The sequence below is a fragment of the Streptomyces sp. Xyl84 genome (assembly GCF_059731885.1).
Window position 1 is genome coordinate 1,538,879 of the sequence record NZ_AP029182.1, and the last position, 18,298, is coordinate 1,557,176.

Genomic DNA, 18,298 nt, shown 5'->3' on the forward strand with positions numbered 1-18,298 from the left:
GCTCACACCACTCACGCCGCTCACCTCCCTCGCGCGCCGGAGTGCGGGACCCGCGTGCGGTGTTCCTGCGGACTGACGCCGTAGGCGCGTTTGAACGCGGTGGAGAGCGCGAAGGCGCTGCCGTAGCCGACCTGGCGGGCGACGGCGGCGAGGGGCTCGTCGGTGTCACGCAGCCGGTCGGCGGCCAGTGCCAGCCGCCAGTTCGTGAGGTACGCCATCGGGGGCTCCCCCACCAGGGCGGTGAAGCGCCGGGCGAGAGCCGCCCTGGAGACGCCGGCCCGCGCGGCGAGCGCCGCGACGGTCCAGGGGTGCGCCGGCTCGTCCTGGACGAGCCGCAGCACCGGGCCGACGACCGGGTCCGCGAGCGCTCCGTACCAGGCGGGCGCCGCCGCGTCGGGCCGGGCGAACCACGCCCGCAGCGCGGCGATGACCAGCAGGTCGAGCAGGCGGTCCAGGACCACCTCCTGACCGGGTTCGTCCCGCACGATCTCGTCCGCGAGCAGCGGCGTGAGCGGACACTGCCACACGTCCGAGGTGAGGGTGAGCAGCGGCGGGAGCGCGTCCAGCAGCCGGTTGCTGATCTCGCCCTTCATGAGGTAGGTCCCGATCAGCATGACCGTCCCGCCGTCGATCCGGTCGCCCCACGTGCGCACCCCGAGGTCCATGGAACCGTTCAGGGAGCGTCCGTCGGGGTGACTGCACTCGCCGCCCGGCAGGATCAGCGCCTGCGGGGCCGTGCCGGGGTCGTCGGCGCAGGTGTACGGGCCGGGGCCGCGCGCGATGGCGAGGTCCCCGGGGTCGATGCGCACCTTCTCGCCGCCGTCGGGCACGATCCAGGCGTGGCCGCGGGCCATCAGCATCACCGTGAGCGGGGCCTCGTCCTCGACGCGTACCGCCCACGGCGGCTCCAGGCAGGCACGGATCAGGAAGGCGCCGCGCGCCCGGGGGCCCTCCAGGAGGCCGGCGAGTGCGTCCATGCGGACAGCGTAGACGGGCGCTTATGCGCGTGAGCGGTTCGGCGATGGTTCCCGTACGGGGCCGGGCAGTTGACTGTCCGCATGACACAGAACACGCGGAACGCACAGGACGTACAGAACGCGCAGGACGCCCAGAAGGCGCAGGACGCACGGAAGACCCGGGCAGCGGGGAACGCGCCGGGCGTGCGGACCGGCGCGCGGCCGGCGCGGGAGACGACCGTGGTGGTCACCGGCGCCTCCGGCCGTACGGGGAGCAGGGTCGCCGCGGCGGCCGCGGCGGCGGGCCTGACGGTGCGGGCGGCGTCCCGGGCGCACGGCTTCGACTGGCGGGACGCGACGACATGGGCGCCGGTGCTGCGCGGCGCGGACGCGGCCTACCTGGTGCACCCGTCGGACGTCGGCGCGCCGGACGCGGCGGACACGGTCGGGCGGCTGGCCCGTGAGGCGGTCGCGCTCGGCGTACGGCGGCTGGTGCTGCTGTCGGCGCGGGGCGAGGAGCAGGCGCTGCCCACGGAGGAGGCGCTGCGCGCGTCGGGGGCGCGGTGGACGGTGGTGCGGGCCGCCTGGTTCGCACAGAACTTCAGCGAGGGCCCGCTGGCGGAGGAGCTGCGGCGAAGCGGGGAACTGGTCTTCCCGGCCGGTGACGTGCGTGAGCCGTTCGTCGACGTGCGGGACATAGCGGACGTCGTGGTGGCCGCGCTGACCTCGGGCGACCGGTACGCCGGACAGGTCATCGAGGTGTCCGGGCCGCGGCTGCTGACGTTCGGCGACGCGGTCGCGCAGGCCGCCGCCGCGGCGGGGCGCGCGCTGACGTACCGGTCGGTGCCGGCGCCGGCGTACGGGGAGGCGCTGGCCGGGTTCGGGGTGCCCGCCGAGGAGGTGGAGTTCCTGGTGGAGCTGTTCGGGACGCTGCTGGACGGCCGGAACTCCTCCCTGTCGCACGGGGTGCGGCAGGTGCTCGGACGCGAGCCGCGGGACTTCGCCGGCTTCGCGCGGGAGGCGGCGGCGGCCGGGGTGTGGGACCGGCCGTGAGCCGGGCGCGGGCGCCCTGATGCGCCCGGGGCCCTCTACTCGTGCGGCGCCGACCCGTTCCGGTCCTCCTTGTGCGGGCCGCGCGCCTGGGTGCTCTTCGCGTGCGCCCGCAGGCGCGCGGTCACGTCCTCCGGGGGCAGGAAGCGCGACCAGCGTTCGGGGAACTCGGAGGGCATGTCGGCGTCGCCCAGGCCGTCCGCGTCGTCGGTGTCGTCGGTGTCGTCGTCGAAGGCGTCCGGGTCCGCCCCGCGGACGGCGGCGGCCCGGGCGACGTACTCGGCGATCTGCGCCTCGCGCACCCGTTCGTTGGCGGCGCGGGCCGCGGCGGTCGCGGCGGCGGGCCAGACCCGGTCGATGGCGGCGTTGACCGCCGCGCCGACGAGCACGGCGAACGCGGACACGCCGATCCACAGCAGCACGGCGACCGGCGCGGCCAGCGAGCCGTAGATCGTGGGCCCCTCGACGGTGCTGGTCAGGTAGATGCGCAGCACGAAACTGCACACCACCCACATGGCCAGGGCGACCAGCGCGCCGGGCACGTCCTCGATCCACGGGGAGCGCACGGGCACGGACACGTGGTAGAGCGTGGTGAGGAAGGCGATGGACAGGACGATGACCACGGGCCAGTACAGAACCTGCACGACCGTCGTCGACCAGGGCACGACCCGTACCACCGCGTCCGGTCCCGCCACCATCAGCGGCAGCGCGACGGAGCCGATCAGCAGCGCGACCACGAAGAGCAGGAAGGCCATCAGGCGGGTCCTGACGATGCCGCGCACGCCGTCGAGGCCGTACATCACGGTGATGGTGTCGATGAAGACGTTCACCGCGCGGGAGCCCGACCACAGGGCGAACACGAACCCGATGGAGATGATGTCCGGCCGGCCGCCCTGCATCACGTCCCGCAGGATCGGCTGGGTGATCTCCTTGACCCCCTGGTCGGACAGGACCGTGCGGGAGGCGTCCATGATGTTGCGCTCCAGGCTGGCGATGGTGTGCGCGCCGGTCCAGGAGTCGACGTAGAAGAGCAGGGCGATCAGGCTGAGCAGCAGCGGGGGCACGGAGAGCAGGGTGAAGAACGCGGCCTCGGCGGCGAGACCGAGGATGCGGTACTCCATGCACGAGTTGACGGTGTCCTTGAGCAGCAGCCAGGCGGTCCTGCGCTTGGAGACGTTCCGGTAGAGGGCGCGGGCCCGGTGGAAGCGGCCGGTCGGCCTGTCGGGGGTTTCACTGGCTGGCTGCACGAGCCAAAGGTATCCCTGTCCCGCCCCGCCGCCCTCATCCACCGGGCACCGCACGGATCACCGCCACCGGACGGCCACCGCCGCACCCGGCGCGTACCGCCGCCCCGGACGCGGACCGCCACGGCCGCCCCCGCCCCCGCCCACGTCCCCGGCCCCGGCCCCGGCCCCGGCCCCGGACGGAGATCCCCGCCGGTGTGGTGGCCGGGGGCGTGGCGCGGGTAGGTTCCGTGCCATGGCAGCCCGCACTCACTCCGTCACCAACCAGGTGCCCCCGCTGACCGGGTACGACGTCTTCACCGCCGACCGGGCGCTGACCGAGGCGGTCGATCGGCATGTCGGGCCGGGCTCCGGTCTGCTCGACGAGGTCCGCGGCGAGCTGTCCGCGCTCGGCCGGGCCGCCGGCTCCGCCCAGCTCCAGGAGTGGGGGGCGCAGGCGAACGAGAACCCGCCCCGGCTGCGCACCCACGACCGCTACGGCCACCGCGTCGACGAGGTGGACTTCCACCCGGCCTGGCACCGGCTGCTCGGCAAGGGCGTCTCGGCCGGCCTGACCGCCGCCTGGACGCGCCCGGCCGGACATGTGCGGCGGGCGGCGGGCTTCCTGGTGTGGACCCAGGTCGAGGCGGGCAACGGCTGCCCGCTGTCGATGACCCACGCGGCGGTCCCGGCGCTGCGCGCCGACCCGGAGCTGGCGGCCGAGTGGGAGCCGCGCCTGACCTCGACGGTCTACGACCGCGAGCTGCGGCCCGCCCGCCTGAAGGCCGGTGCCCTGTTCGGGATGGGCATGACGGAGAAGCAGGGCGGCAGCGACGTACGGGCGAACACGACGTCGGCGCGTCCGCTGGCCGAGGACGGCACGTACGAGCTGACGGGGCACAAGTGGTTCTGCTCGGCCCCCATGTCGGACGGCTTCCTCGTGCTGGCGCAGGCTCCGCGCGGCCTGACCTGCTTCCTCGTCCCGCGCGTGCTCGCCGACGGCACGCGGAACGTGTTCCTGCTCCAGCGGCTGAAGGACAAGCTGGGCAACCGTTCGAACGCCTCGGCGGAGGTCGAGTTCGACGGGACGTGGGCGCGCCGGGTCGGCGAGGAGGGGCGCGGGGTGCGCACCATCATCGAGATGGTGGCGGCGACCCGGCTGGACTGCGCGGTCGGCTCGGCCGGGCTGATGCGGCAGGCGGTGGCGCAGGCGGTGCACCACTGCACCCACCGGGAGGCGTTCGGCGGGCCGCTGGCCGGCAAGCCGCTGATGCGCAACGTCCTGGCCGACCTGGCGCTGGAGTCGGAGGCGGCGACCGCGCTGGTGCTGCGGCTCGCGGCGGCCTGGGACGACGGCGGCGAGCAGGAGCGGGCGCTGCTGCGGATCGCGGTGCCGGCCGCGAAGTACTGGGTGACCAAGCGGTGCGCGCCCGTCGTGGTGGAGGCCGCGGAGTGCCTGGGCGGCAACGGGTACGTCGAGGAGTCCGGGCTGCCCCGGCTGGTGCGGGAGTCGCCGCTCAACTCCGTCTGGGAGGGCGCGGGCAACGTCCAGGCCCTCGATGTGCTGCGGGCGCTGCGCCGCGAGCCGCAGGCGCTGGACGCCTTCCTGCGGGAGGTGGGGGCGGCGCGCGGCGCCGACCACCGGCTGGACGCCGCGATCAAGTCCCTGCTGACCGAATTCGCCGACCTGGAGGGCATCGAGGCCCGCGCCCGCCGTCTGGTGGAGCGGCTGGCGCTGGTCCTGCAGGGTTCGCTGCTGGTGCGGTACGCGCCGCCCGAGGTCGCCGACGTCTTCTGCGCCTCCCGGCTGGGCGGGGACCACGGCGCCGCCTTCGGCACCCTCCCGCACACCCTGGACCTGGCGTCGCTGGTGGAACGCGCCCGTCCGGTGTCCTGACGCGGCGGACCGTGGCCGGGCGCCGTCGTCCGGGGCGGCCGGCCGCCCGGGCTCCGCGACACCGGGCGATGCTTTTCGGACACCCCGCGGAGGTGGTGCCGCGCCGGCCCGTGCAGGTCTTCGCCTCGGAGCACTTCGTGCGCTCGCACACCACCTGGACGTGCACCGGGGCGCCCGTCACCGATCCGCGGGACGGCCGGCTGATCGGGGTGGTGGACGTCAGCGGTCCGGTCAAGACCGTGCACCCGGCGACGCCGGCCTGGCTGGACTCGGTGGCCAAGCCTGCCGAGGCCCGGCTGCGCGAGCTGCACCTGTCCTCGCTGGAGCATCTGCGCGCGGTGGCCGCTCCGGTGCCGGCCCGGCTGGGCGGCCGGGCGGCGGTGGTGGACCGCGACGGCTGGACGGCGGCGGTGACCGGGATGCCGTACACCGCGCGGATCGCGCTGCCCAAGTCGCCCGGCCCCTGCTCCTGTTGGCTGCCGGCGATCGGACCGTGCCCGCTGGAGCCGCCGGCGGACGGCTGACTGCCGCGGGCCGGCAGGGAAGCGGCCCCGCACGGTGAGGCGCACAGCCTGCTCGACCTGTCCCGTCCGCACCGCTGGACGCCCGCCGTCTCGGGCGACGCCGGCACCTGGACGCGCGAACTGAGCCCGCGCCACGCGGAACTGCCCTGCCTGCCGGCCGCGCACCGGACCGGCCGCGGCGCCGCGGAACTGGCCGGGGAGGTGTTCGCAGATCCGGCCCGCACGGTGACCGTCCGGGCGGAGATGTCCCGGGTACGGCGGTACCTGGGCGCGCTGCTCGAACACCGTCCGTACCGCTTCCGTGAGGACGCCGGGGTCCGGCTGCTGCTCCCGGACGGTCCCCGCGATCCGCTGCCGCACTCGACGGCTCCGCCGGTGCGCCGGGGGCGGGCGGCGTCCACGGCGCCCCGACGGGGCCCGCCGCGCCACCGGCCCCCATCTTGCGCGAGTTTGCCGGGTCTTCGGCGTACGGCGCGCCGGACTGCCGTAGCATCACTGTGGGTCGCCCCATCCGCTCCTTGCTCAACGCTGGGAACCCGCGGCGCAGTTGGCCCGCCCGGCCGGCGGGCGTCCCGGAGGCGAACCGAGCCCTGGAACAAGGGGGGTTGGATGAAGCAACGCGGGCGACACCGCCGGCGCAGACGGGGCAGGGCGCTGCGCGCGGTCCTGGCCGGAGCCGGCCTCGCGCTGACCGCCACCGCCACCTTGATCAGCGCCTCGCAGGCCACGGTCACCGACGACCCGGGCGCTCTGCGACCCCTCACCTCGGCCACCGAACTGGCCGGGCTGCGGCTCACCGAGCAGGCCGTGCCCGCCGCGTCCCTCGACCGGCTCGCCGCGGCGATGGGCCGGCCGGTCGACGCCGGTACGGTGCTCGGCGCCGCCGACCGCACCCTGCGCGACGCCGCCGGCTGCACGGACGAGGAGAAGAAGGCCCTGCCCGTCGAACCGGCGGCCACGCGCGCGTACTGCTGGGACACCGCGGACGCGGCCACCCGCGAGTGGCGGCCGCAGTCCGTGGCCGCCGCGGGGGACGCGTCGGGCACCGGCCGGTGGGGCACCCACCGGGTGATCCTCTCCGGCTGGACCCACCGCGGCGACGACACCGGCCGCGGGCGGCTGGCCCGGGTGGCCTTCGTCGACGCCGACGACCCGGCCCGCCTCACCTACACCTGGGCGCTGCTCGCCGTGCCGGTCGACGGCGGGCGCGACTACCGCGCGCTCGCGTCCCGCGTCTCGGGCATGGTCCGATACCAGGACAAACTGCTGGTCACCACCTCCGGTGCCGAGCGGGACGCGCTGTACGTCTACGACCTGCGCCGCATCCAGCGGGCCACCGTCACCGCCGACGCGGTCGGCCGGGTGCCGGGCGGCTGGTCGGCGCACGGTTACCGCTGGGTCCTCCCGGCGGTCGCCTCCTACCGCCCGGCCGCGGGCGGCTGCGACCGCGCGGCGGCCCCGGACGGCACGGGCGGGGCCAGGAGCGGTCCGGGCACGGCGTCCGCTCCAGCACGTACGTCCGCCTCCGGCGGCGGGTACGGGTCCGGCGCACCGGGCCGGGAGGATTCCGTCCCCCCCTGCCCCACGGGCCTCTCCCTGGACGACAGTTCCACACCGGACAGTCTGGTCGCCAGCCAGACGGCGGCGGCGGACGGCGACCGCCACACCCGTCTGTGGCGCTACCCCTTCAGTACGGACCCGGCCCGCACCGGTCTGCTGGCCGCCGACTCCGCCGGGACGGTGAGCGCGGTTGAGGCCTTCGAGACCGACGCGAACGGCGTGCGGGGCGTGTTCGCGCACCGCACGGGCCCCTCGGGCCACACCGACTGGTACCTGGGCCGCACGGCGGGCAAGCGGGGCGGGCACGGCACGCTGTGGCGGCAGGACGAGGACGGCGCCGAGGCGACGGAGTGCGGGGCGTCGGGCGACACGCACCGCTGCTGGGGCGACGGCGCGGGCTCCCTGTCCTACGAGCCCGGGACCGGCGAGCTGTGGTCCGTCTCCGGCCGCACCCTGTTCGCGGTGCCCCTCTCCGCCGTCGAACACGAACTGCACTAGGCCCTGTCGTCACATTCCCGCCTGCCTCGCGACGCCATGCACGCACTCTCGCCGCACCGGGCCCAGACCCGAGTACGTCCAGTACGAGGGTCAGGGCCCGGCACGCCGAGAGCACGCACCTGACGCCGCGAGGCCCGCCCTCCGGGCGGACGACGGGAATGTGACGACAGAACCTAGGCCTCTCGTCCGGCTCCGGCCCGACCCGGACGAGGGCCGCCGGCCCCGCACCGGGCGCCTCCCCCGGCGCCCGGCCCTGCCGCCCTCGATCGACACGGACCCCGGCCGGATGATTCCCTGGCCGGCATGACGAACATCGCCGTGACCACCTGGTCCCTGGAGCAGACCGCCCCGACCGACCTCCTGCCGGCCACCGCGCCCGAGGGGGACGTCCGGGTCGTCCGTTCCGAGGTGCCCTCGCCCGAGTTCAGCCGGTTTCTGTACGCGTCGGTGGGCGGCGACATCCGCTGGACGGACCGGCTCGGCTGGACGCACGCCCGGTGGCGGGCGTACCTGGAGCGTGCGGGCGTCGAGACCTGGGTGGCGTACGACCGGGGCACGCCGGCGGGCTACGTCGAACTGGAGGCGCAGGACGACGGGGTGGTCGAGATCGTCTACTTCGGGCTGATCCCCGCCTTCCGCGGCCGGCGGATCGGCGGCCACCTGCTGTCCCAGGGCGCCGCCCGCGCCTGGGACCTCGCCGACCGCTGGCCGGGGCTCGCGCCGACGAAGCGGGTGTGGCTGCACACGTGCAGCAAGGACGGCGAGCACGCGATGGACAACTACCAGCGCCGCGGTTTCAAGCTGTTCGACACCAAGGTCGAGGAGGAGGCGGAAGTGGCCACTCCGGGTCCTTGGCCCGGCGCCTTCCCGGCCTGACCCGCCGGCGCTTCCCGGCCTGATCCGCCGGCGCCCTCCCGGCCTGACCCGCCCGACGCCCTCCCGGCCCGATCCGGACGCGGGCAATCGCTTTCCCACATGTGACCGACGACACCCTTGTCCCGCATCTCGGGACAAGGGTGTCCGCAGTCTGGACAAAGGTGGACTGTGTCCAGATCTCCGTGCCACTCTGCGGTCATGCCTGGAACTGGAACCGCCTTGGTGAGCCGACGGCACGTCGACCACGGCCGCATGTCCAGCGCCATCTGTCCGGCGAGCTGACTCGCCCGCGGTGGCCTGAGCGGCCGCCGGCCCAGCACCACCGGATCTTTCGCCTCCCCTTCCCGCGCAACGACGCGCCCGCCTGCCTGTCTGCCCGTGCGCCCGCATCCGCGCAGGTCAGAGCCGCATACCCCGCTGTCCCGAAGGACGTATCGACCATGGCCGCCGCCTCTTCGCAGAACTCCGCCGCGCCCCGCCGCAAGGTGAGCCGTCACCGTGGCGAGGGACAGTGGGCCGTGGGGCACCTGACCCCGCTCAACGGCAACGAGCAGCTCAAGAAGGACGACGACGGTCTCAATGTGCGGACACGCATTGAGACGATCTACTCCAAGCGCGGTTTCCACGCGATCGACCCCAATGACCTGCGGGGACGTTTCCGCTGGTGGGGTCTGTACACCCAGCGCCGCCCCGGGATCGACGGCGGGCGCACCGGCCTGCTGGAGCCCGAGGAGCTGGAGGACGAGTACTTCATGATGCGCGTCCGCATCACGGGCGGACGGCTCACCACCGAGCAACTGCGGGCGATCGGCGAGGTCTCCGAGACGTACGCGCGGGGCACCGCGGACATCACCGACCGGCAGAACATCCAGTTCCACTGGGTGCGCATCGAGGACGTGCCCGCCATCTGGGAGCGCCTGGAGTCGGTCGGCCTGTCCACCACCGAGGCGTGCGGCGACTGCCCGCGCGGCATGCTCGGCTCCCCGGTCGCGGGCGTCGCCGAGGACGAGATCATCGACGGCTCGGCCGCGCTGGACGAGATCGCCCGCCGCTACATCGGCGACCCGCGCTTCTCCAACCTGCCGCGCAAGTTCAAGACGGCCGTCTCCGGCTCGCCGCTCCTGGACGTGGCGCACGAGATCAACGACATCTCCTTCGTCGGCGTGGTCCACCCCGAGCACGGCCCCGGCTTCGACCTGTGGGTCGGCGGCGGTCTGTCCACCAACCCCCGGTTCGGTGTGCGGCTGGGCGCCTGGGTGCCGGAGGCCGAGGTGCCCGACGTCTGGGAGGGCGTCACCTCGATCTTCCGGGACTACGGCTACCGGCGGCTGCGCAACCGGGCCCGGCTGAAGTTCCTGGTCGCCGACTGGGGCGCGGAGAAGTTCCGCCAGGTACTGGAGGACGAGTACCTGGGCCGCAAGCTGATCGACGGTCCCGCGCCCGAGATGCCCGCGCAGGCGTGGCGCGACCACATCGGCGTGCACCGGCAGAAGGACGGCCGGTTCTACGTCGGTTTCGCCCCGCGCGTGGGCCGGATGGACGGCTCGCTGCTCACCAAGGTCGCCGCGCTGGCCGAGGAGCACGGCTCGGGCCGCGTCTCCACCACCGTCGAGCAGAAGATGATCGTCCTGGACGTGCCCGGGGACCGGGTCGACTCGCTGGTCGACGGCCTGGAGGCGCTGGACCTGCGGGTCAGCCCCTCCCCGTTCCGGCGCGGCACGATGGCCTGCACGGGCATCGAGTTCTGCAAGCTCGCCATCGTCGAGACCAAGGACCGCGGCAGCGACCTCATCGACGAACTCGAGCGCCGGCTGCCCGACTTCGAGGAGCCGGTCACCATCAACATCAACGGCTGCCCGAACGCCTGCGCCCGCATCCAGACCGCGGACATCGGTCTCAAGGGCCAGCTGGTCACCGACGCCGACGGCAACCAGGTCGGCGGCTACCAGGTCCACCTGGGCGGCGCCCTCGGCCTGGAGCCGTCCTTCGGCCGCAAGGTCCGCGGCCTGAAGGTGACCTCCGCCGAGCTGCCCGACTACATCGAGCGGCTTCTCAAGCGCTTCCAGGCGGAGCGCGAGGACGGCGAGCGCTTCGCCGCCTGGGCGGCCCGGGCCTCCGAAGAGGCGCTGTCGTGAGCGAGCGCGCGGCGCCCTTCTACTGCCCCTACTGCGGCGAGGAGGACCTGCGCCCGGGCGAGCAGACCCACGGGGCCTGGGAATGCGCGGCGTGCAACCGCGGCTTCCAGCTGAAGTTCCTCGGGCTGCTGGCCCGCGGGATCCGGCGGACCGCCGACGACGGAGGGGACGAGCAGACGTGACGGCTACTCAGCAGGAGCGCTCCGCGGAGGAGTTGAAGGCGCTGGCCGAGCGGGCCGGCCGTGACCTGGAGGAGGCCTCCGCGCTGGAGATCCTCCAGTGGGCGGCCGACACCTTCGGCAAGCGGTTCTGCGTGACCTCGTCGATGGAGGACGCGGTGGTCGCCCACCTCGCCTCCCGGGCGATGCCCGGCGTGGACGTGGTGTTCCTCGACACCGGCTACCACTTCCCGGAGACCATCGGCACCCGCGACGCGGTCGAGGCCGTGATGGACGTCAACGTCATCACCCTGACCCCGAGGCAGACGGTCGCCGAGCAGGACGCCGAGTACGGCCCGAGGCTGCACGACCGCGACCCCGACCTGTGCTGCGCGCTGCGCAAGGTGCGCCCGCTCCAGGAGGGCCTCACCGGCTACCAGGCGTGGGCCACCGGGCTGCGCCGCGACGAGTCACCGACCCGGGCCGGCACCCCGGTGGTCGGCTGGGACGAGAAGCGGCAGAAGGTCAAGATCTCCCCCATCGCCCGCTGGAGCCAGGACGACGTGGACGCCTACGTCAGCGAACACGGCGTCCTGACCAACCCGCTGCTGATGGACGGCTACGGCTCCGTGGGCTGCGCGCCCTGCACCCGGCGCCTGCTGGAGGGCGAGGACGCCCGGGCCGGCCGCTGGGCGGGCCGCGCCAAGACCGAGTGCGGGCTGCACGGCTGACCATGACACACATACAGGAGAACCACGTGACGACCGGAGCCACCGTCTGGCTCACGGGTCTGCCGAGCGCCGGCAAGACCACCATCGCGCACGAGCTGGCGGGCCGGCTCCGCGAGGAGGGCCACCGCGTCGAGGTGCTCGACGGCGACGAGATCCGCGAGTTCATCTCCGCGGGCCTCGGCTTCAGCCGCGAGGACCGGCACACCAACGTGCAGCGGATCGGCTTCGTCGCCGAACTGCTCGCCCGCAACGGCGTCCTCGCGCTGGTCCCGGTGATCGCGCCGTACGCGGACAGCCGGGACGCGGTCCGCAAGCGGCACGAGGAGAACGGCACGGCCTACGTCGAGGTGCACGTCGCCACCCCGGTCGAGGTGTGCTCGGTGCGCGACGTGAAGGGCCTGTACGCCAAGCAGGCCGCGGGCGAGCTGACCGGCCTGACGGGCGTCGACGACCCCTACGAGGAGCCCGAGGCGCCCGACCTGCGGATCGAGTCGCAGCACCAGAGCGTGCAGGAGTCCGCGGCGTCGGTGTACGCCCTGCTCAGCGAAAGGGGACTGGCATGACGACGACCGTCACCGAGGTCGAGGAGGGCACGGCGGGGCCGTACGCGCTCTCCCACCTGGACGCGCTGGAGTCCGAGGCGGTGCACATCTTCCGCGAGGTGGCGGGCGAGTTCGAGAACCCGGTGATCCTCTTCTCCGGGGGCAAGGACTCGATCCTGATGCTCCACCTGGCGCTGAAGGCGTTCGCGCCCGCGCCGGTGCCGTTCGCGCTGCTGCACGTGGACACCGGGCACAACTTCCCCGAGGTGCTGGAGTACCGGGACCGGACGGTGGACGAGCACGGGCTGCGCCTGCACGTCGCCTCCGTGCAGGACTACATCGACCGGGGCGTGCTCAAGGAACGCGCGGACGGCACCCGCAACCCGCTGCAGACGCTGCCGCTCACCGAGAAGATCCAGGCGGAGAGGTTCGACGCGGTCTTCGGCGGCGGCCGCCGCGACGAGGAGAAGGCCCGCGCCAAGGAGCGGGTGTTCTCGCTGCGCGACGAGTTCTCCCAGTGGGACCCCCGCCGCCAGCGCCCCGAGCTGTGGAACCTGTACAACGGCCGGCACGCGCCCGGCGAGCACGTCCGCGTCTTCCCGCTGTCCAACTGGACGGAGCTGGACGTGTGGCAGTACATCGCCCGCGAGGGCATCGAGCTGCCGGCGATCTACTTCGCGCACGAGCGGGAGGTCTTCTCCCGGAGCGGCATGTGGCTGACCGCCGGCGAGTGGGGCGGTCCCAAGGACGGCGAGCGGGTGGAGAAGCGGCAGGTCCGCTACCGCACCGTCGGCGACATGTCCTGCACCGGAGCGGTCGACTCCGACGCCGACACCATCGAGAAGGTGATCACGGAGATCGCCGCCTCCCGGCTCACCGAACGCGGTGCCACCCGCGCCGACGACAAGCTCTCCGAGGCCGCGATGGAAGACCGCAAGCGCGAGGGGTACTTCTAACCATGACCAGCACCACCGAACCCACCGAGCCGCTGTCGGTCGAGCAGCTGTCGGAGACGACGCTGCTGCGGTTCGCCACCGCCGGCTCCGTCGACGACGGCAAGTCCACCCTCGTCGGCCGGCTGCTGCACGACTCCAAGTCGGTCCTCACCGACCAGCTGGAGGCCGTGGAGCGCGCCTCGGCAGGCCGCGGCCAGGACGCCCCCGACCTGGCGCTGCTCACCGACGGCCTGCGGGCCGAGCGCGAGCAGGGCATCACCATCGACGTGGCCTACCGCTACTTCGCCACCGCGCGACGGCGGTTCATCCTGGCCGACACGCCCGGCCACGTGCAGTACACGCGGAACATGGTCACCGGAGCCTCCACCGCCGAGCTGACGGTGATCCTGGTCGACGCCCGCAACGGCGTCGTCGAGCAGACCCGCCGGCACGCCGCCATCGCCGCCCTGCTGCGGGTGCCGCACGTCGTCCTCGCCGTCAACAAGATGGACCTGGTCGAGTACCGGGAGCCGGTGTTCGCGGCGATCGCTGAGGAGTTCACGGCGTACGCGACGGAGCTGGGCGTCCCGGAGGTCACCGCGATCCCCATCTCGGCGCTCGCCGGTGACAACGTGGTGGAACCGTCCTCGGTGATGGACTGGTACGGCGGCCCGACCGTCCTGGAGCACCTGGAGACGGTCCCGGTCAGCCACGACCTGGCGCACTGCCACGCCCGGCTGCCCGTGCAGTACGTGATCCGCCCGCGCACCGCCGAGCACCCGGACTACCGGGGCTACGCCGGTCAGATCGCCGCGGGTTCGTTCCGCGTCGGCGAGGAGGTCACCGTGCTGCCCTCCGGCCGCACCTCGCGGATCTCCGGGATCGACCTGCTCGGCGTGCCGGTCGACGCGGCGTGGACGACGCAGTCGGTGACCGTGCTGCTGGAGGACGACATCGACGTCTCGCGCGGCGACCTGATCGTTCCGAGCAAGGACGCGCCGGCGACCACCCAGGACGTCGAGGCGACCGTCTGCCACGTCGCCGACGCCCCGCTGACCGTCGGCCACCGGGTCCTGCTCAAGCACGGCACCCGCACGGTCAAGGCGATCGTCAAGGACATCCCGTCCCGGCTCACCCTGGACGACCTGTCCCTGCACCCGCACCCCGGGCAGCTCGCCGCCAACGACATCGGCCGGGTGAAGATCCGTACCGCGGAGCCGCTGCCGGTCGACTCCTACGCGGACTCGCGCCGCACCGGCTCCTTCATCCTGATCGACCCCGCCGACGGCACTACGCTGACCGCGGGCATGGTCGGCGAGTCGTTCGCCGCGCCGGACCCGGTCACGGACGCCGCCGACGAGGACGGCTGGGACTTCTGACCATGAACTCCTCCGATTTCTACTCGATGTTCGCCAAGGAGGGCGGCCGGGTCGGCAGCGGCGCCCTCGGCAGCGGACAGGGCGGGGTGGCCCGATGTGTGCGCTGACGTACGCGCACCGCATGCGCGCCCTCACCCCCCGCCTCCGCAGTAGACGAAGACCTGCCGACCTCCCGGCCACGACCTGAGAGACCGTGACCGCCGGGCCAACGAGAGGAACACCTCCCGTGCCTGCCATCCGCTCCACCGCCCTGCGCCGCGGCCTCGCCGTGCTCACCGCGCTGCCGCTGCTCACGCTCGCCGCGTGCGGCTACGGCTCGAACGCCAAGGACGAACCCGCCGGCCAGAAGATCGCCGCCGGCGCCCGGAAGACCGACGGACTGGACTCCGTCAAGATCGGCTACTTCGGCAACATCACCCACGCGACCGCCCTGGTCGGCGTGCAGAAGGGCTTCTTCCAGAAGGGCCTGGGGGCGACCAGGGCCAAGTACCAGGTGTTCAACGCCGGCCCGTCGGAGATCGAGGCCCTGAACTCCGGCTCCATCGACATCGGCTGGATCGGCCCGTCCCCCGCGATCAACGGTTACACCAAGTCGGACGGCAAGAACCTGCGGATCATCGGCGGTTCGGCGTCCGGCGGGGTCAAGCTCGTGGTGAACCCGGCGAAGATCAAGTCCTTGAAGGACGTCAAGGGCAAGAAGATCGCCACCCCGCAGCTGGGCAACACGCAGGACGTGGCGTTCCTCAACTGGATCGCCGAGCAGGGCTGGAAGGTCGACGCCCAGAGCGGCAAGGGCGACGTGTCGGTGGTCCGCACCGACAACAAGGTCACCCCGGACGCCTACAAGTCCGGCTCGATCGACGGCGCCTGGGTGCCGGAGCCGACCGCGTCCAAGCTGGTCGCCGAGGGCGCCAAGGTGCTCCTCGACGAGTCCACGCTGTGGCCGGACCAGAAGTTCGTCATCACGAACGTCATCGTGTCGCAGAAGTTCCTCAAGGCGCACCCCAAGGCGGTCGAGGCCGTCCTGAAGGCGTCCGTCGAGACCAACCAGTGGATCAACGCCCACCCGGACCAGGCGAAGGCGGCCGCCAACGCGCAGCTCGCGGCCGACTCCGGCAAGGCCCTGCCGGCCGGCGTCCTCGACCCGGCGTGGAAGTCCATCCGGATCACCGACGACCCGCTGGCCGCCACCCTGAACACCGAGGCCGCGCACGCCGTCAAGGCCGGTCTGCTCCAGCAGCCCAGGCTGGACGGCATCTACGACCTGTCCCTCCTCAACAAGGTCCTGAAGGCGCAGGGTAAGTCCACTGTCAGCGACGCCGGCCTCGGCGCCCGGTAGAGCCCGTAGCCGAAGAGTTCCCAGGAGGTGACGACCATGGCCACGACCACCCTCGCCAAGGCCCCCGAGGCCGTCGAGCACGCGGCACGCCTCGCGAACGTCTCGAAGTCCTTCGCGGCTCCGGGCGGGCAGCAACTCGTCCTGGACGACATCAGTCTCGATGTCGCACCGGGCGAGTTCGTCACCCTCCTGGGGGCCTCGGGGTGCGGCAAGTCCACGCTGCTGAACCTGGTGGCGGGCCTGGACCGGCCGAGCGCCGGTTCCATCACCACGGACGGCCGCCCCGCGCTCATGTTCCAGGAACACGCCCTGTTCCCCTGGCTGACCGCGGGCAAGAACATCGAACTCGCCCTGCGGCTGCGGGGCGTGGCGAAGCAGGACCGGCGCGGCAGGGCCGAGGAACTGCTCGAACTGGTCCGGCTGAAGGGCGCGTACGGCAAGCGCGTGCACGAGCTGTCGGGCGGTATGCGCCAGCGCGTGGCGATGGCCCGCGCGCTCGCCCAGGAGAGCAACCTGCTGCTGATGGACGAGCCGTTCGCCGCGCTCGACGCCATCACCCGTGACGTCCTGCACGACGAGCTGACCCGCATCTGGCAGGAGACGGGTGTCTCCGTGCTGTTCGTGACGCACAACGTGCGCGAGGCGGTCCGGCTCGCGCAGCGCGTGGTCCTGCTGTCCTCGCGGCCGGGCCGGGTGGCCCGCCAGTGGACGGTGGACATCCCGCAGCCGCGCCGCATCGAGGACGCGCCCGTCGCGGAACTGTCCCTGGAGATCACCGAAGTACTGCGTGGGGAGATCCGCCGCCATGGCCAGCACTGAGACGACGACGTCGGCGCAGGACGCCGAACCGACCGGCCAGGACGCGGGCCTGGGTGGTGTGGAGGCGGGGCTCGACGCGCTGGAGGTCACTCAGAGCGGCCGTACGCCGTTCCGCAAGACCTTCGTCGACAAGATCGTCCCGCCGGTCACGGCCGTCGTGGTGGTCCTGCTGCTGTGGCAGGCGCTGATCACCTTCCACGTGGTCGACGACCCGACGAAGCTGCCCTCACCCGCCGACGTGGGCCGCGAGTTCAAGGACGCCTGGCTGCAGGGCACGCTCCTCGGCTTCATCTGGACGTCCGTCTCGCGCGGTCTGCTGGGCTTCCTGTTCGCGCTGGCCATCGGCACGCCGCTGGGCCTGCTGGTGGCCCGGGTGAAGTTCGTGCGGGCGGCCATCGGCCCGGTGCTGTCGGGGCTCCAGTCGCTGCCGTCGGTGGCGTGGGTGCCGCCCGCGGTGATCTGGCTGGGCCTGGACAACTCGATGATGTACGCGGTGATCCTGCTCGGCGCGGTGCCGTCCATCGCCAACGGCCTGGTCTCCGGCGTCGACCAGGTGCCGCCGCTGTTCCTGCGGGCGGGCCGCACGATGGGCGCGACCGGCCTGCGCGGCGCCTGGCACATCGTGCTGCCGGCCGCGCTGCCCGGCTACCTCGCCGGTCTGAAGCAGGGCTGGGCCTTCTCCTGGCGCTCGCTGATGGCCGCGGAGATCATCGCCTCCTCGCCCGACCTCGGCATCGGCCTCGGCGCGCTGCTGGAGAACGGCCGCAACGCCAGCTCGATGTCCATGGTGTTCCAGGCCATCGTCCTCATCCTGTTCGTCGGCATCGCCATCGACCTGCTGATCTTCAGTCCGCTGGAGCGGTGGGTGCTGCGCAGCCGCGGCCTCTTCGTGAAGAGCTGAGCGCCCGTGTCCCGGCACCCCGTCCTCCTGGTCGTCGCCCACGGCAGCCGCGATCCGCGGCACGCCGCGACCGTGCACGCCCTGGTCCGGCGGGTGCGGGCCGCGCGCCCGCAGCTGCGGGTGGAGACCGGCTTCCTGGACTTCAACGTGCCCTCCGTGCCGGGGGTGCTGGAGTCCCTGGCGGCCGACGGGGTCCGGGACGTGGTGGCACTGCCGCTGCTGCTGACCCGCGCCTTCCACGCGAAGGCGGACATCCCGGCGGTGCTGCGTCAGGCACCGCCGGAACTGCGGATCAGGCAGGCCGATGTGCTGGGGCCCTCGCCGCTGCTGACGGCGGCCCTGGAACGCCGGCTGCACGAGGCGGGCCTCGGGCCCGCCGGCAAGTCCTCGACCGGGGTCGTCCTGGCCTCGGCGGGGTCCTCCGACCCGGAGGCGATCGCAGTGATCGCCGACATCGCGCGGGAGTGGTGGCGTACCGGTTGGTGCGCCGTGCGGCCTGCGTTCGCCTCCGCATCCCTTCCCCGCACCGAGGACGCGGTGCGGGAGCTGCGGGAGCTGGGCTGCGCGCGGGTGGCGGTCGCCCCGTACGTCCTGGCGCCCGGGTTCCTGCCGGACCGTATCGTCCGGGGCGCGGCCGGTGCGGACGTGGTCGCCGACGTGCTCGGCGCGGCGCCGGAGGTGGCGCGGGTGCTGCTGGAGCGCTACGACGCCGCGCGGCTGCCGCGGGTCACGGCCCTCGGCGCCTGACCCGGCCGCTGCGCGGCGGCCGGCCGGG

At 73.4% G+C, this 18,298-nt stretch carries 16 protein-coding genes and 1 pseudogene; 15 read left to right on the top strand and 2 right to left on the bottom strand.

Annotated elements, in window-relative coordinates; genetic code table 11:
• Nucleotides 1–20 precede the first annotated feature (20 nt).
• Nucleotides 21–977: an AraC family transcriptional regulator gene (locus AC6I72_RS06610; RefSeq protein WP_497999928.1), complete on the bottom strand. Its 957-nt coding sequence runs from the start codon at nt 975–977 to the stop codon at nt 21–23.
• 81 nt (nt 978–1,058) lie between these two features.
• On the opposite strand from AC6I72_RS06610, the gene AC6I72_RS06615 reads away from it, so the two are divergent.
• Nucleotides 1,059–2,009 carry an SDR family oxidoreductase gene (locus AC6I72_RS06615; protein ID WP_497999929.1) on the top strand — a complete coding sequence of 317 codons (951 nt, stop codon included), beginning with the start codon at nt 1,059–1,061 and terminating at the stop codon, nt 2,007–2,009.
• 35 nt (nt 2,010–2,044) lie between these two features.
• On the opposite strand, the gene AC6I72_RS06620 is transcribed toward AC6I72_RS06615, so the two are convergent.
• Nucleotides 2,045–3,253, bottom strand: a complete 1,209-nt coding sequence (locus AC6I72_RS06620; RefSeq protein ID WP_497999930.1) for a YihY/virulence factor BrkB family protein — start codon at nt 3,251–3,253, stop codon at nt 2,045–2,047.
• A 232-nt stretch (nt 3,254–3,485) separates the two neighbouring features.
• Here AC6I72_RS06620 and AC6I72_RS06625 point away from each other — a divergent pair, with 232 nt between their 5' ends.
• The 14 genes and pseudogenes from AC6I72_RS06625 (at nt 3,486) to AC6I72_RS06690 (ending at nt 18,270) form a co-directional block, all read left to right on the top strand.
• Nucleotides 3,486–5,126, top strand: a complete 1,641-nt coding sequence (locus AC6I72_RS06625; protein ID WP_497999931.1) for an acyl-CoA dehydrogenase family protein — start codon at nt 3,486–3,488, stop codon at nt 5,124–5,126.
• Between the two features lie 77 nt (nt 5,127–5,203).
• Nucleotides 5,204–6,055, top strand: a pseudogene (locus AC6I72_RS06630) (transcriptional regulator); the annotation flags it as partial.
• A 204-nt stretch (nt 6,056–6,259) separates the two neighbouring features.
• Nucleotides 6,260–7,708 (top strand): hypothetical protein, encoded by a 1,449-nt coding sequence (locus AC6I72_RS06635; RefSeq protein WP_498004613.1) that lies wholly within the window; start codon nt 6,260–6,262, stop codon nt 7,706–7,708.
• 303 nt (nt 7,709–8,011) lie between these two features.
• Nucleotides 8,012–8,584, top strand: coding sequence for a GNAT family N-acetyltransferase (locus AC6I72_RS06640; RefSeq protein ID WP_497999932.1), 573 nt, complete (start codon nt 8,012–8,014; stop codon nt 8,582–8,584).
• 440 nt (nt 8,585–9,024) lie between these two features.
• Entirely contained in the window at nt 9,025–10,719 is a 1,695-nt protein-coding gene (locus AC6I72_RS06645; protein ID WP_497999933.1) for a nitrite/sulfite reductase, read from the top strand.
• Entirely contained in the window at nt 10,716–10,901 is a 186-nt protein-coding gene (locus tag AC6I72_RS06650; protein WP_497999934.1) for a hypothetical protein, read from the top strand. Before AC6I72_RS06645 ends, AC6I72_RS06650 begins: the two co-directional genes overlap by 4 nt.
• Nucleotides 10,898–11,608 (top strand): phosphoadenylyl-sulfate reductase, encoded by a 711-nt coding sequence (locus AC6I72_RS06655; RefSeq protein WP_497999935.1) that lies wholly within the window; start codon nt 10,898–10,900, stop codon nt 11,606–11,608. The genes AC6I72_RS06650 and AC6I72_RS06655 overlap by 4 nt, the downstream gene beginning before the upstream one ends.
• 26 nt (nt 11,609–11,634) lie before the next feature.
• Nucleotides 11,635–12,171: an adenylyl-sulfate kinase gene (gene cysC, locus AC6I72_RS06660; RefSeq protein WP_497999936.1), complete on the top strand. Its 537-nt coding sequence runs from the start codon at nt 11,635–11,637 to the stop codon at nt 12,169–12,171.
• Complete coding sequence (cysD, locus tag AC6I72_RS06665) at nt 12,168–13,106, top strand: sulfate adenylyltransferase subunit CysD (RefSeq protein ID WP_497999937.1); 939 nt, start codon at nt 12,168–12,170, stop codon at nt 13,104–13,106. The genes cysC and cysD overlap by 4 nt, the downstream gene beginning before the upstream one ends.
• A 2-nt stretch (nt 13,107–13,108) precedes the next feature.
• On the top strand, nt 13,109–14,464 hold the full coding sequence (locus tag AC6I72_RS06670; RefSeq protein WP_497999938.1) for a sulfate adenylyltransferase subunit 1: 1,356 nt from the start codon (nt 13,109–13,111) through the stop codon (nt 14,462–14,464).
• A gap of 226 nt (nt 14,465–14,690) precedes the next feature.
• Nucleotides 14,691–15,803: an aliphatic sulfonate ABC transporter substrate-binding protein gene (locus AC6I72_RS06675; protein WP_497999939.1), complete on the top strand. Its 1,113-nt coding sequence runs from the start codon at nt 14,691–14,693 to the stop codon at nt 15,801–15,803.
• Nucleotides 15,804–15,839: 36 nt separating this feature from the next.
• Nucleotides 15,840–16,622 (top strand): ABC transporter ATP-binding protein, encoded by a 783-nt coding sequence (locus tag AC6I72_RS06680; RefSeq protein WP_497999940.1) that lies wholly within the window; start codon nt 15,840–15,842, stop codon nt 16,620–16,622.
• A complete protein-coding gene (locus tag AC6I72_RS06685; protein WP_497999941.1) occupies nt 16,609–17,523 on the top strand; it encodes an ABC transporter permease in 915 nt (304 codons plus the stop codon). Before AC6I72_RS06680 ends, AC6I72_RS06685 begins: the two co-directional genes overlap by 14 nt.
• A gap of 6 nt (nt 17,524–17,529) precedes the next feature.
• A complete protein-coding gene (locus AC6I72_RS06690; protein WP_497999942.1) occupies nt 17,530–18,270 on the top strand; it encodes a sirohydrochlorin chelatase in 741 nt (246 codons plus the stop codon).
• Nucleotides 18,271–18,298 lie beyond the last annotated feature (28 nt).